This is a genomic window from Enterobacter sp. CRENT-193 (assembly GCF_002787395.1).
GTDB lineage: Bacteria > Pseudomonadota > Gammaproteobacteria > Enterobacterales > Enterobacteriaceae > Enterobacter > Enterobacter hormaechei_C.
In genome coordinates this window covers 3,101,742-3,115,627 of the sequence record NZ_CP024812.1, presented here as the reverse complement: position 1 = coordinate 3,115,627, position 13,886 = coordinate 3,101,742, and the positions used below count along the sequence as shown (strand labels likewise).

Genomic DNA, 13,886 nt, shown 5'->3' with positions numbered 1-13,886 from the left:
ATCCTCGTTTTTGCATGACACTAACCTCAATGGTAGTTAAGAGGTAGTCATTGTCTCATTTTGAATCTAGAGACTTATTCGTATAGCTATGCTTTTTTACGTCTATTCAGGTTGATTTTTGAGAGTGAAGAGAACATTTGGGTAATGCCATGCTTAGCTTATAAAAAAGCCCCGCGGTGATAACCGCAGGGCTTTAAACGAAGGCAATAACCCATCGTTAGAGCAAAATTACCACAGATTCGGGAAAAGTAAATAGCTCACGATAAAATAATGCCCTACTTTGTTATCTGCTTCAGCTGTGCATCAGCCCAGGCCTCTTCGATGTCAAACTTGGTGATTAGCTGATCGTAAAATGGTTTAACAGACTTCTTCCAGGTATCCAAGCTGATTGTATTCGTTATCTGGCACACCGCGGCGTAAGCCTTAGTTGAGGGGATACGCTCATATCCACGTCCGCCGCAGCGCTTGCAATCAGCTAAAACCGGAACGCCCTGCCGTTCTGTAAGAGTCTGATTAATGGCTTTCCCGCGACCATTGCAATCTCTACAGGCGCAACTTACTACCTTCCTACCCTTACACTGAGGGCACAGAACGCGCGCTATCTCCCTGACCTGTCTGCGAATCTCAAACTCAGAAGGTCGAACATCTTCGACGCCCATGAACAAAGACATCTTCACGAACTTCTTCTCTTTTGCCGGAGTGTGAGACTTCGTGCTGAAAACCTCCGCATCAACAAACCCTTCCCCATTGCAGCCATCGCACTGCTTCACGCTGGCGGCGCTGCGGGAATAGTCCTCGAACGCGAAACTGGCCAGCTGATGCATTACCAGTGGCTTAAGCCCGGCGTCCAGTTTGCGCAGCGCAGCAACCCGATCGCATTTGGTCAGCGCGTACTGGGCCAGTAACTCGATCGCCCTCTCCCGGTCATTGTTGCTGATACCCATCTTCCCGAGAAAGGCGCTATAACCCAATGCTGCCCGTTCCTGCGTCATACCCATAGCGGCCATGATATCCGTTCCGGTTAATGAGTCTGACGCCGTAGCGCGCGGCGAGTCGCTAATCATTGTCGATTTTGCGAAGTGATATTTAAGGGTGTTTTCAAGATTCATGCGGTCTCCAGCTCAGTGATGGTGAGTTCTAATTTTCCGCCTTTAACGACAGGCCTTTTCACAACGCGATAGTCGACAACCTGGCAGTCATCCAGCCAGAACCCCGCCTTAGTTAAAGCGTCAAATGCAGCTTTTTGCAGGTTATCCAGATCGCGGCGCCGACGGTCGGGCATGTGACATTCAATTCGGATTTTGAGTGGTGCGGCCGTCCGGATATTAAGACGGGCGCTTCGAATGATACTGGCCACGGCATAGCGGTACGCGACACCATCAGCGCTAATGTGCGTGCGCCCGCGGTTGTGCCGGTAATACCGGTTATTGCTCGGCGGCCAGGGCAAAGTGATTTGATATGTCTTCACGTTCACCCCCACATCCGGTTTCGCCAGCGACTATCCGGGCGCGCTGGTGTATTTGAGGTCGGCAAGAATGCACTTACAGTCCAGGTCACGTAATCCGGATTAAGGCTACGCTCTACTCGCACGCCGCGCGCTTTGTAACGCTTAACCAATTCGTCGGCCTGTTCGGTGCTGCAGTCGGTGTGATGGAACCAGGTAAATTTCATTCCCTCACCCCGCAAAACCAAGCAGCTGAGCGGCAACATTTTCGGCCTCATCACGCCTGCGGAATGAACGGGACAGGACCCATCGCCAGAGGACATCGAGTGCGGCTTTATATAGTTGCTGGAACTCGAGTTCGTCCATGTTGGCGAATGAGATGCTACGTGGATGCTTTTTAAGTGTTCCGTCAGGTAGCTGAATGGCATCAAAGTGCCCTGCCTCGACGATCACCCAGGAGCGGTAAGCATCAAAGGATTTGCACAGACTAATGCCATTTGTGAGGCGCCGGTAAGCAACCTGCTCAAGGTACTGCTCAGCAGCATCAATCAGCGCACCCTCATTCCCGCCGTAAGATGCCAGGAACTTGGCGTAGCCGCAGATCAGCTTCCGCTCGTTACTAGAGATAGCCCCGCCGGTTGGTTCCCAGTATTCAAAACCGAGATTGAGAAGCGCGAAAAAGCGCCGGTGAAATGCCGGGTTTCGTAACCGCCTGAACTCGGCAACAAGAATATCGCCGAGCCGGGTTTTTGATTGCAGGATATCCCTGGTCTCGGGCGTAGCCGGGATCAGTATTCCTGAATGGTGTTTGATAAGTTGTAATTCTAGCGCCATGGTTCTCTCCGTGGCGCATCAGGTATAGGTTGTTCAGGCCTATGAAAGAATAATATCAGACGGTGGTGTAACTCGGTACCCCAGTCGTTTTGCAAATTGCATAAACCCGTTGAGAGTGAATATTTCTTCCTCTTCGAGCAACGGTCGTAATGAAACTATTCCATTTACTCGATAAACCAGATATCTGCCCTCAGCCGGGAAGCTATAGATAACTGCTTTATCGGCCCTTCTGACCACGTCGTACCATTGATCATCTGCATTAAAGGCATCTGCACTACACACTATTTCCCCCAGAGCGACTTATTGACGCGGTAAACAGTAATCGGGAACAGCCAGGGGAACGCAAACAGCGATACTCTTTGAAACTGCTCCAGTGAAATTCACGCGATTAATAAAACCACTCGTCGGCGCTTTCCCAGGTCTCCTGCACGATTTGCTCAACCTCTTTCTTGTCGCCCCCGAAAACACTCAGACCATCATTGCTGTCACGCTTGATCGTTAGCTGACAATTATCAAACTGCTTGCTGAGCCTTTTGAGCAGTTCTGACTCTAGTGCAGGTATAGCTCCATCAGGAAGTTTCTTCATGCGATCAATGGCTAACTCGATTTTCATTTTTCCCTCCGCAATGAACACCTGTATGCATATACAGTATATTTATAAACGTATCTTACGGATTTTGCAACGATTAAAGAGTGTTAGCACGACGGAGCGCTTGCAGACTTGTAGATATCTGCTTTATGGACGATATGGGAGGAATCTCGGATTTGGTGGTCAAAAATCAATAGTTATGTTGAACAGCTTTAAGTGGAGTTTTGTGCAGTTTTGCTACAAGGTTTTGGTTTTGAGGTGAAATTAATAAAATGAAAATTCGGAAAGGCTATTATGGAGCTTGCTATTATTGAGAAAAAATAAGTCAGCAAGCTCTAAAACGACATGAAGCATTACCAAAGCGTAATGTAATCCAACCGGTTATCGAAATTCACTAAGATGCAGGCACTCTATCATCCTGACGGAAAGCCTCGATCCCGACTTTCTGACCATAAGAAAGTTCAAGTGTATTGCCATCAGGATCAGCGAAGAAGACATAATAACCTACCGGTTCGCCTGCCTGAGCCGGTTCTTTTCGCAAGATGCCTTCCATTCTAGCCATCGCTACCTTATTGTCGATTTCTTCAATGCTTGAACAAGCTACTCCCAAGTGACCAAAATTACCTAAAGGGGTGTCAGTCACAGCATCAACCTGGACAAGGACAAGCGCAAAAGGGCGAATTCGGTCACTTAACCACGCGACTTTACGTGCCTCCGGAAGATCAGGCTCTCGACTATGTACGACTTCCATACCAGCATAACGGCTGTAGAAATCAATACTTTTTTCCAAATCTCTAACAACAAACGCAACGTGCGTAAAACCGACATCAATCTCTTTCATTAGGCTAATCCTTTAACTATATCGAGAATCGCCATCTTAAAAGCTCAAGCTAACTTGAGGTCAAGTGCCTTTCAATCAATGCTTTTGCTGGATTTCTTGCACGTATCGTTCAATGTCGTTGAGGGTTGCAGCCTATGCTAACTAGCTCCAGCAAAATGAAGATAAGGCCCGCTACGCAAAGAAGAAGAGATAAAGTTAAAGCCACAATGAAAACCATTAGAACCTCCATGTGATAATTTTTACTACCGCAATCTTAGAATCAATTTTTACTTTGTCACGTGTGCATACCAAGCAAATTTACGTTGCAGAATCGTGAATTTCTCGCAGGATTAAACCACGTTAATTTAATGGTTTTTTGTGAAGCATTGTACTCTTCATGCACAATTTTAACTTTACCGTACTCGTTTTTGTAAATTTTTCAGTTAAATAGCCCTAACTGACCTTTCGTATGCTACTTTAGAAGAAAATCCTTTAAAGTGTGCAACTATGCTTACTACTATCATCTACCGAAGCCACCTGCGAGCTGATACACCAATTCAATCCATTATTGACATGGTCAGTGAAGCAAATTCCCGAAATGAATGTACGGGGGTAACTGGTGTTTTACTTTTCAATGGGATTCATTTCTTACAGCTTCTGGAAGGTGATGAAGCAGCTGTAATGCAAATCTATGAAAAGATTTGCCTAGATACACTTCACTTTAACATTGTAGAACTCTTATCCGATTATGCCCCCTATCGACGATTTGGCCGCTCAGGCATGGAATTAATTGATATAAGACTATTCAGTAAAGAAGAGTGTCTGGACAGGGTTCTTCAACGTGGAACAACCCAACATAAAATGCTTTACAACGACAGAGCCTTAAGGTTTTTCCGTACATTTATAGATTCTGCTGAGACAGATAGCTATTATGAACTTCCTGATAGGTTCAGTTGGTTTTTTTCATCCGATCAAATAGATGTATCATCAGTTGATCCCGCCATTATCGAAGACATGTATGCAGTTATAGACCCTCTCGCTGCCCAGATTCATTCTTTTGTCTTGAATGCTAAATCAGATAATGACGTTATAAAAGCCAATAATTTACTTTTTGATTTGGAATCGAAGAAAGATTTGTTAAAAATTGCAGGGGGTTTCATTACCTCTTCACAACGAGTATCAATAACACTCCTGCCTTTAACCTTACTGAGGGTGCCGAATGCGATTGAGATTTTGCTCGATTACATCAGAGAAAGTAACTTACACCCAGAACAAGTTTTAGTTGAGTTTTCTGAGAGCGAAATAATCCCTGAAATTGATGAGTTCGCGCATTCCGTGCAGATTCTCAAAAGCTGCGGTTTAAGTGTTGCTATTAATGACTTTGGTGTGGGAAATGCAGGTTTATTGTTTCTTTCGAAATTTCAGCCTGAGAAGCTCAAAATACACCCTCAACTAATCCATAATATACATAAGGACGGCTCTAAGCAGGCGATACTACAAAGTTTAATACGTTGCGGCGAACTTTTAGAGATAAGGATTTGTGCAACAGGTGTCGAACAACCAGAAGAATGGATGTGGCTAGAATCCGCTGGTATATTTTGCTTCCAGGGCAATCTTTTTTCAAAATATGATAAAAATGGATATTTGAAGATCTTCTGGCCAGAATCTAATGAATTCATAGAATGTTAAAAAAAAACTTGTAGACTTATTACTTTTTCATAGGCTTAACGCAGTCATAATCGATGGGTGTCAAGCTGGAAGCGGATAAACTAATATATAGTGAAAAGTCAGCGGGCCCGGCGGGTGCAAAAGCAATGCTTCAGTACTCAGCTAAAATGCGGTAAACGGAGCAGGCTTAGATATTTGGCCTCAATTTCGTTTACGAAGAACCAGTTCATCCCTATACCCTCCTACCAGTTTTCATCCAGTCATATTTGGCTTTTATAGCTCAGCTGGTACCGACCGGTAAGCGATACTTGGGCAGCAAACGCTGCCGCGCCTATACAGTATTGGCTTACCTTTTATCTGAAGTGCTCACGCTTTCATCCTCTTTCCCCTTTCGATGTTAATTCTCTCAACGCATTCCCTTAATGCTTTGACTTGCTCCGAAGATAGGTCAGATTCATCAATTGTGGCCAGAAGAGCGTTGAGGGAGCGCTCAATATCGTTTTTAGTCAATCGTAAACAGATAACCTTAACCCAACGTGGCGAGAACTTGCTGAGGCCGATTGCTCTTGTAATGCGCTGTTTCATGAGATGCCTCTTTACCGCCAGTGGTGGCGATTTGTAACTCGGTTATAACACACGTGGAGAAGACTTATGTGACTATTTCGCCTTAGAAATTTCTAAGGGTCGTTTAGCCAGGGTAACCAGGCTTTCAGTAAACGCCTAAATTGGTTTTCCAGCATGTCACACAAGCGCCTCGTCATAACCCGAAGCGGCTTATCAAGTGAAGGTAGTTTTTACGGTCATGCACAGGCTGGGATGTCATTTGTGTGCCAGAAGCAGACTTTAATATAGCTCCAGAGTCCCTTATGGGAGCTATTTACATCTGTCAAGCTTTAGCAAGCGGCTTCATTCGAAAACTAATACCCATACGATTAATGGCATTCATGGTGGCAATAACAATGGTAAGTTCAACCAAATCTTTTTCACCGAATACAGAAAGCGCTGCGGAATATGCTTCATCGGAAGCATGTGTTTCACTAACACGGGTAACTTCTTCCGCCCATGAGAGGGCAGCTTGCTCTATATCCGAGAATAAATAGGTAGCTTCTCGCCAGACAGGCACCAATACAATCTTTTCGACGGACATGCCACTCTTGATAAGATCGCGAGTATGTATATCTATGCAGTGTGCACAACCATTGATCTGGGAAACTCTTAAAAAAATTAAATGGATCAGCTCGGCAGGTAAACCTGTACCAGTAGTGGCGTAATGATGGAGCGCTGCTATAGCCTTGCCACCTTTATCGGAAACTTGAAACCAGTTTGGACGCTTCATCGTTATTTCCACCTTTTTGAGTTGTTTAAAATAAAAAGATGCCTCACAGAATCGCTACGACTGAATGACAGAATTTAAATTAGTACGTCTGCTCAGACGTTGTAATCTTAACCATTGATGTCATAGATAAAAGAGACAAAAAATGAGTAAAACGGTAGGACAATTATGGGATACCTCATGCAGTAAAACTGGATAACAATTTTTAAAAGCAAACCCTGAGTGTTGATAAAATCCACGGTAGAGTCCGCTTCTCGCTCATAACAGACCATTTCCTCACTATGCCCTGCCATCTGCTTTCATCCGTTGATATTTAGCTTTCAAAAGCTCCGCCGGTGTCGGCCCTTTCGGAGCAACTGGCGCAGCCAACGCCCGACGAATAGGCGGAATCGGCTTCCCGGCTAGCACCCGCTTTTCCCACCTATCAAGAATATCACCGGCCTCACGCTCAAGCTCTTTGTGACTGAGTTGGCCATCAGTTCCGCGACGCCGCAGCTCGAGGCAAATGTGGTAATAAACCGGCTTCGGCCAGGGGTACTGCTCACTGCTCGGGTACCGAAACACCAGCTTGCGCCACTTCCAGTATTCAGCCATCACGTCTGCGGTGGTGACCCCCAGCACGCAGCGCCCTTCCCTGCACCACTTGATGAACTGGCCAGGTGACGGCAGGAATGGACGCTCCTGGCGACGCACCATGCGCATGCCTGCTTCAACCTGCTCCATTGTGGTTATCCCGTTTTCTTTGAACGCCAGCACCCATTGCCGGCGAATCTCGTTCACGTCTTCCTGGCTGCGATTAACCAGGCTTGCCGGAAACGCGGCCGCCAGCTGAACGAATAACCCGTTGATAATCTGCGCCACCTGCTGCGTTTGTTCGCGTTCGGTGTACTGCTCAGGCATGTTGTGCGCCACGCGGCGAACCTGTTCCCGGTCAAAATTGCGAATGCTCTCGGCTAGGTTTTTCATTCCAGCACCCCGTCAATCCAGTCGGTGTTATGCAGATCGATGCTGCCCCGGGAAGGTTTTACCGCTCCGGTTGCACGCAGCCGTTTGGTGGTGAGCTGATCCCACTGCTTTCGCAGACTTGAGGGGCTCAGGATGTTGTCTTTCCAGAACTCGTCCCGGTTAGCCCACTGGAACAAATCACAGATTTCGTAGTGAGTCCGATTGTCCTGGACACGCATCAGCCTGATGGTGTTTGCCCATTCAGCCCAGTTGGGTTCAGATAGCGATGCGTTGACGGTAAGAAGCCTGTCGTAAATCCAGCGAGCGGCCTTGAGGTCGTCAGCGGATCCCCATGATTTACCTGCCGGGGTGTATATCCCGGCGGCAGCTTCTGGATGGCGTGAGAGAAACTTTTGAGTTTTCTGGTTTCGGGATTCGTCAGAATTCCGAGACGAGGATCTTTTAATATTGTTCTTGTTATAGTCTTGGGTGTCTACCGTTTCCGGGAAGATTTTTCCCGTTTTCGGTAACACTTTTCCCGTTTTCGGGAAGGTTTTTCCCGTTTTCGGTTTGTCTAAAATCCAGGCTGAAAGGTCAGTATTTATACCGACCGTTTTCATCACGCCCTGCTTCTGACTGAAGATAATTTTACGTTCTGCGAGTGATTTGAGCGCATCAGAAACATGCGAATCACTCAGCCCTGTAAGCTCGGCAATCACCGTGTTCGTCACGCGGTCCTGCTTCTTGTTCCAGCCGTAGGTAAGCCAGATCACCGCTTCAAAACATTGCCACTCCCGGCCTGACATTCTCAGACGAGGCTTGAGCTGTTGGATCTCGTTAGCGACCTTGGTATACCCGTTCGACAGGTCGGCCATACGACCTCCCGGTTGTTCGTTTCTATGGGGGAAATTGATAATTTCAGCTGTGTTTGACATACTTAGCTCCGCAATTACACTCCGTTTTTGCACCTGAAAGCCGTTGGTGTTCGAGCACCGCGGCTTTCGCCTTTTCTGAAGTCTTCACATTGCCCCCAACATGGTTGTGACCATCGCCAACAGCGGCGCCGTAAGGTCCGGATCGACTCTGAACATTTCGAAAATCCCCTCGCCTAACTCCTTCAGTTTTTCCTTCTTCGGTGCATCGAGCATCAGAGCTTGCTTCGCCTCACTCACCTCTTTTTCCAGTCTGGCCATGCGATACGCGAAAGTGTCGTTCTTTACGACACGGTCGCGATACCGAATCGGTAATACAGACATGATCGCGGGCACCAGCTGTTCGACGTTTCTCCGGTACGATGCGGAGTCTTCTTTGTTGTCGAGCCAGCGGAACAGCTTCACGTTCCAGACATCGGCCTGGCCTGAAAAATCCACGCCAACAACTTGAAGTTCTTCCGCTGCTTCTTGAATTTGAAGCGCAACAGCTACGCGCCCTTCTGCCGCTGCCCACGCCCGGACTGCATTACAAATATCGCGGTGATCAATTTCCTGCTCTGCCGGTTCACTTTGATGACACGGGAATATCAGTGGATTAGAGGATGCTCTGCTACTCTGTTGAAATGAAACAGTTTGCATAGTTAAGGCTCCTGTTTAGGTAAACCGTCTGTTGGGTTTGGGTAGAGATCTGGGCGCAACTCGTGCGGAGTTACGCCGGTAACCCCATAAATTTGCAAAACTCGATCTGCCGGGACGACGCCCTGATATCGATTTCGCCAATGACTAACAGTCATGGCGCTTACGGTTAGCAGTTGGGCTAAGCGCGTAGCAGTTCCTGCTTTAGTAATTGCTTTATCAATTGCTTTCATAAATAGCTCCTGTAACAACAACGCAATTAAACATTTTGTTTATGTTTATGTCAACATTTTGAATATTGAGCTAATAAACATTTGGTTTAGAATTCGTCCATGAAAGAAAAAACTCATCAGATTAACCACCCACAAGTTCAGCGGCTTAACGAGGTTCTTGAGCTCAAGAAGTTGACCAAATCAGACATGGCCCGTATTTGTGGCGTCAGTGCTCAATCGGTCAATAACTGGTTCGTACGCGGGACGATTGGTAAAAGCTCAGCGATTAAGCTGGCGGATGCGCTTGGGGTGAGCCTTGAGTGGCTGCTTGGCCAAGATGTTGGCGAGAAAGATGGACTGAAGCCGGACGAACAACGCCTGTTGGAACTTTACCGTCAGCTTCCCGAAGAAGAGCAACAGAACATGCTTCGCATCTTCGCGCTTCGCCTGAAAGAGCTGGACGAACTATATGATAAGTATATGAAAGGCCGGATTCGTTCGCAGGATGATTGAGTAATCCTTTCAGCAATGATTCGTAAAGATCTACTATAAGAAATGGCCATAAAGTGGCCTTTTTTTATGCGCCTCGAATAACTAGCACATCCCTTGTACTAAGCGTCCATTCCCCGGGCTTCCTGCCTGTACCATTTCGTCGAATTTTTTGCCTCCAAAGAACAAAATTTCACTCTCCATAAGCATCATATAAACATTTTGTTTATTTAAAATTACTCATTTTGTTGACTGCAACTTAAACTTTGTGTTTAATCTAACTCAACAAGACGCATCACGTTCCACCAAGGCAGGACGCCCACGAAGTAGCCGCCGATGGCATACGAATATTCGGATGAGGTGGAGAGATTAACGCGCATCAGGTGTAAACGTTCCGCTGGCCGGCGATAAGGCAAACGAGGGTGAGAATGATTGATTTCGCACGCAAACCAGGACGGCAGCAGGCTGTAAAGCTGAACTTCTTCGAGGTGATTCTTCGCCGCCTGTGCTACCTGCTGGCGCAAAAGGGGAATCCAGATGTGTAACTCAACGAAATGCGGGTACTGCGGCAAGCCGGTTGAACCGGCGAAAGTAGTCAAAAGTACCCTTCTCTATTGCAACGGCGCACAGCTGGCGCGCAAAGAAAAAGAATACTGCTCTGAACGTTGTGCTTCGTACGACCAGATGGCCCACGAGGCATAACGTAAAAGCCGCGCAAGGCGGCCCGTACGTCCGGTGCTCCCGACCAAAGTTACACCGGAAAACTACTTAAAAAACCAAAGTTCACCCAATGGGCGCTTTCTCTGGCCCGGGGATCTTACATCCAAAAAAGAGGATCTCACATGGAATTTTTCTATGTAGTTAAGGCTACGCAGAAATCCGGCAAAGAAGACGCAGTGATTTGGTTCACTGCGAAATCAGAAGCCCGTGCCAACCTGCAGCTCGATGTTGAGCTCGAAGATGCCGGTATTGAAACCGGACGCGGTAAGGATTACGCCAAACCGGTTCGCACCGATTTCCCGGTGTATAACGACCTCCCGAAAGAAAGCACCGTGGATTACACCTGGTGCAAACGTTACAAACTGCAGGACGATGGACGCACCTGGCTGCCAAAGGCTGGTGCTGAGTCTACTGGAGCCATGGACAACACCGCGGCATCGGAAACGTCCGTTAATGTCGAAAATTCCGTCGAGAGTGTCCCGCTTGAAAACCGCACTCCAGCGGTCCGTTTTGCCGTCCACCTGACCAACGACAAATACCAGTCATACATCAGTAAAGAGCAGCAGCTGGCTGCCAGCAAAATGTCACTGGATGAAGGCAACACCTATCTCCAGAACCTGCTGCTGGCGAAAAACGACATCCCTGAAGTTGCCGAACTCAGCCTGAACGCTGAGTGGAAACTGGTTCAGGCGATTAAGCAGGTATTCGCGCCAGATGAAGCGCACGAAACTGAAATTATCGCTGCATTCATGGCTGACTGGGCGAGAGCAGATGCCAGCGATCGCAATCAGTTAATTGAAGAGTGGAGAAGCGGAAAGCTTAATCTTCTCAAATCAGAAAGCGCCAGCGAGACCGGTGTTACAACCGATCAGTTTCTGGAACCTGATAACGGTATCCAGATTGACGAGAATGATGACGAAACCACACGTTATCCAGTCGTTCGTATGCCATTTCGCAAGCAGCTACTCGCTCAGTTCACCGCCGACGAACTGCGCCACCACTTGACCCGCGAAGAATACGAAGGTATCAGCGCGCTGGAAATGGACACAGACAACAGCTATGTCCAGAACCTGCTGCTGGCGGCAGAAAACTGCGAAGAGGTGAAGGGTTACGATACCAAAGACCTGTGGCGCTACACCGACGCCATTCGCAAAGTGTTCAGCCAGGAGAAGCGTCACGAACTCGCTTTGGTTCTCCGATTCACCAGAATCTGGGCGGCGACTGATTACATTGACCGCGGCATTCTCGTTCGCGAATGGGCAGCCGGTAACCGCATTAGTAATGTTCAGCGCACCGATTCTGGTACCAATGCCGACGGCGGCTATGTAACGGATCGCGGCGAAGGCGCGCATCACACTCTGGACACTCTCGATCTTGAGATCGCATGCGCCCTACTGCCTATGGACTTCCACCACTTCGAAATTCCTTCGAGCGTGTTACGACGTGCCAAAGAAATCGTGGCGAAGAAAGAAGAACCATGGAAATCCTGGAGCGCCATCCTGCGTAATCAGCCCGGCATACTGGCGGTTAACCGTGCGGCAATCTTCAACTTGATCCGCATCGCGCCAGATAACATCCACCACACGCCAGCGGCTCATCTTGAGTTTGTGAATAAAACCATGACGGCTGAATTTAACTCTGCTGTGAAATTACTGCCGTTGCCTACTCCTGTAGTTGAGACTGGAGCCCCAGCTGAACAACCGCAGGTTGAAAATCTCGGCAGCGGCGTGTTCTCCATCGATGGCCTGATGGGTGGAAATACCGAACCGGTCGTCAATACCTCCTCAAATGAAGTCGAAAACACGAAATACACAGCGGAGACCACCAGCGATGTGCAGATGGAAACGGCTAAGCCAGAGAAAGACGAAGATGTTGATTCGGTACAACCAGGCGAAGGCGCTTATGCAGCTAATACGCAGACAGATTCCATAGCGCCGGAAGAGCAACAGTCAGAGCCAGTAATCGAATACCCGGCCTACTTCGAACCTGACCGCTACGAAGGTCTGCCGAATGATGTTTATCACGCAGCAAACGGCATCAGCTCAACTCAGGTGAAAGATGCCCGCGTCAGCCTGATGTACTTCAATGCGCGCCATGTAGCTAAAACTATCCCTCGCATAGCATCAAAAGTGCTGGACATGGGAAACCTGGTGCATGCCCTTGCATTGCAGCCGGAAAACCTCGAAGCAGAGTTCAGCTTAGAACCGGAGATCCCGGAGGATGCTTTCACCACCACCGCAACCCTGCGCGAGTTCATCGACGCGTACAACGCCAGCCTGCCGGCGCTGCTGAGTGCTGACGAGATTAAAGCGTTGCTTGAACAACATAACGCATCCCTTCCCGCTCCAGTGCCGCTTGGCGCGAGCCTGGAAGAAACGGCTCAAAGCTATATGGCTCTCCCAGCTGACTACCAGCGTATTGAAGAAGGCCATAAACAGACAGCAACGGCAATGAAGGCATGCATTAAAGAGTACAACGCCACCCTGCCCGTGCCGGTTAAAACCAACGGCAGCCGTGATGCGCTACTCGAGCAATTAGCGATCATCAATCCTGATTTGGTCGCACAGGAAGCGCAGAAACCGACGCCGCTGAAAGTGTCCGGCACTAAAGCAGACATGATCCAGGCAGTTAAGTCGGTTAAGCCCGATGCCATATTCGCCGACGAACTGCTGGATGCCTGGCGCGACAACCCTGGCGAAAAGATTCTGGTTACCCGCCAGCAACTGGCCACAGCGCGGGCAATTCAATCTGCACTCCTGGCGCACCCGACCGCCGGCATGCTGCTGACACATCCAAGCCGCGCCGTTGAAGTGAGTTACTTCGGCTTTGACGACGAAACAGGTTTAGAAGTGCGTGTACGCCCTGACCTTGAGATTGAACTGGACGGCGTGCGCATCGGTGCTGACCTGAAAACCATCAGCATGTGGAATGTGAAGCAAGAAAGTCTGCGCGCCAGGCTACACCGGGAAATCATTGACCGGGACTACCACCTCAGCGCAGCTATGTATTGCGAGACCGCGGGGCTGGACCAGTTCTTCTGGATATTCGTCAACAAAGACGAGAACTACCACTGGATCGCCATCATTGAGGCATCCACCGAACTGCTGGAACTGGGCATGCTCGAGTACCGCAAAACGATGCGTGCCATAGCAACCGGATTCGACACGGGCGAATGGCCAGCGCCGATCACTACCGATTACACCGATGAACTGAACGACTTCGACCTGCGCCGCCTCGAAGCGCTGCGCGCTCAGGCTTAAGGGG

Annotated in this window: 17 protein-coding genes and 1 pseudogene; 5 read left to right on the top strand and 13 right to left on the bottom strand. The window is 48.5% G+C overall.

Annotated elements, in window-relative coordinates; translation table 11 throughout:
- Window positions 1-275: 275 nt before the first annotated feature.
- The 7 genes from CU081_RS15545 to CU081_RS15515 form a co-directional block, all read right to left on the bottom strand.
- Window positions 276-1,109, bottom strand: coding sequence for an antitermination protein (locus CU081_RS15545; RefSeq protein ID WP_022651290.1), 834 nt, complete (start codon window positions 1,107-1,109; stop codon window positions 276-278).
- A complete protein-coding gene (gene rusA / locus CU081_RS15540; RefSeq protein WP_032645711.1) occupies window positions 1,106-1,468 on the bottom strand; it encodes a crossover junction endodeoxyribonuclease RusA in 363 nt (120 codons plus the stop codon). The genes CU081_RS15545 and rusA overlap by 4 nt, the downstream gene beginning before the upstream one ends.
- Window positions 1,469-1,470: 2 nt before the next feature.
- On the bottom strand, window positions 1,471-1,671 hold the full coding sequence (locus tag CU081_RS26590; RefSeq protein WP_071787980.1) for a hypothetical protein: 201 nt from the start codon (window positions 1,669-1,671) through the stop codon (window positions 1,471-1,473).
- 4 nt (window positions 1,672-1,675) lie between these two features.
- Window positions 1,676-2,278, bottom strand: coding sequence for a DUF1367 family protein (locus CU081_RS15530; protein WP_022651293.1), 603 nt, complete (start codon window positions 2,276-2,278; stop codon window positions 1,676-1,678).
- 39 nt (window positions 2,279-2,317) lie between these two features.
- Complete coding sequence (locus CU081_RS26855) at window positions 2,318-2,560, bottom strand: hypothetical protein (RefSeq protein ID WP_224065701.1); 243 nt, start codon at window positions 2,558-2,560, stop codon at window positions 2,318-2,320.
- Window positions 2,561-2,666: 106 nt separating this feature from the next.
- The gene (locus CU081_RS15520) at window positions 2,667-2,891 is read right to left on the bottom strand and encodes a DinI family protein (protein ID WP_022651294.1); all 225 of its coding nucleotides are present in this window, start codon (window positions 2,889-2,891) and stop codon (window positions 2,667-2,669) included.
- Window positions 2,892-3,261: 370 nt separating this feature from the next.
- Window positions 3,262-3,708, bottom strand: coding sequence for a VOC family protein (locus CU081_RS15515; protein WP_022651295.1), 447 nt, complete (start codon window positions 3,706-3,708; stop codon window positions 3,262-3,264).
- A 486-nt stretch (window positions 3,709-4,194) separates the two neighbouring features.
- Between CU081_RS15515 and CU081_RS15510 the strand changes: the two genes are divergently transcribed.
- Complete coding sequence (locus CU081_RS15510) at window positions 4,195-5,376, top strand: diguanylate phosphodiesterase (protein ID WP_039268909.1); 1,182 nt, start codon at window positions 4,195-4,197, stop codon at window positions 5,374-5,376.
- A gap of 345 nt (window positions 5,377-5,721) precedes the next feature.
- Here CU081_RS15510 and CU081_RS15505 read toward each other — a convergent pair whose 3' ends face one another.
- The 6 genes from CU081_RS15505 to CU081_RS15475 form a co-directional block, all read right to left on the bottom strand.
- Window positions 5,722-5,940: a hypothetical protein gene (locus CU081_RS15505; protein WP_014884019.1), complete on the bottom strand. Its 219-nt coding sequence runs from the start codon at window positions 5,938-5,940 to the stop codon at window positions 5,722-5,724.
- A gap of 301 nt (window positions 5,941-6,241) precedes the next feature.
- Window positions 6,242-6,691: a carboxymuconolactone decarboxylase family protein gene (locus CU081_RS15500; protein WP_014832179.1), complete on the bottom strand. Its 450-nt coding sequence runs from the start codon at window positions 6,689-6,691 to the stop codon at window positions 6,242-6,244.
- A gap of 276 nt (window positions 6,692-6,967) precedes the next feature.
- The gene (locus CU081_RS15490) at window positions 6,968-7,654 is read right to left on the bottom strand and encodes a replication protein P (protein WP_014884021.1); all 687 of its coding nucleotides are present in this window, start codon (window positions 7,652-7,654) and stop codon (window positions 6,968-6,970) included.
- Window positions 7,651-8,568 (bottom strand): replication protein, encoded by a 918-nt coding sequence (locus CU081_RS15485; RefSeq protein ID WP_032645637.1) that lies wholly within the window; start codon window positions 8,566-8,568, stop codon window positions 7,651-7,653. The genes CU081_RS15490 and CU081_RS15485 overlap by 4 nt, the downstream gene beginning before the upstream one ends.
- 84 nt (window positions 8,569-8,652) lie before the next feature.
- Window positions 8,653-9,204: a toxin YdaT family protein gene (locus CU081_RS15480; protein ID WP_039268913.1), complete on the bottom strand. Its 552-nt coding sequence runs from the start codon at window positions 9,202-9,204 to the stop codon at window positions 8,653-8,655.
- Window positions 9,205-9,206: 2 nt separating this feature from the next.
- Window positions 9,207-9,434: a transcriptional regulator gene (locus tag CU081_RS15475; protein ID WP_022651300.1), complete on the bottom strand. Its 228-nt coding sequence runs from the start codon at window positions 9,432-9,434 to the stop codon at window positions 9,207-9,209.
- Between the two features lie 99 nt (window positions 9,435-9,533).
- On the opposite strand from CU081_RS15475, the gene CU081_RS15470 reads away from it, so the two are divergent.
- From CU081_RS15470 to CU081_RS15460, 4 genes and pseudogenes are all read left to right on the top strand, one after another.
- Complete coding sequence (locus CU081_RS15470) at window positions 9,534-9,926, top strand: helix-turn-helix domain-containing protein (protein WP_022651301.1); 393 nt, start codon at window positions 9,534-9,536, stop codon at window positions 9,924-9,926.
- Window positions 9,927-10,291: 365 nt separating this feature from the next.
- A pseudogene (locus CU081_RS26580) lies at window positions 10,292-10,447 on the top strand (hypothetical protein); the annotation flags it as partial.
- On the top strand, window positions 10,440-10,604 hold the full coding sequence (locus tag CU081_RS26575) for a YdaE family protein (protein ID WP_014832193.1): 165 nt from the start codon (window positions 10,440-10,442) through the stop codon (window positions 10,602-10,604). The pseudogene CU081_RS26580 and the gene CU081_RS26575, both read left to right, overlap by 8 nt.
- Window positions 10,605-10,744: 140 nt before the next feature.
- The gene (locus CU081_RS15460) at window positions 10,745-13,882 is read left to right on the top strand and encodes a RecE family exodeoxyribonuclease (RefSeq protein ID WP_058647468.1); all 3,138 of its coding nucleotides are present in this window, start codon (window positions 10,745-10,747) and stop codon (window positions 13,880-13,882) included.
- The last annotated feature ends 4 nt before the right edge of the window (window positions 13,883-13,886 follow it).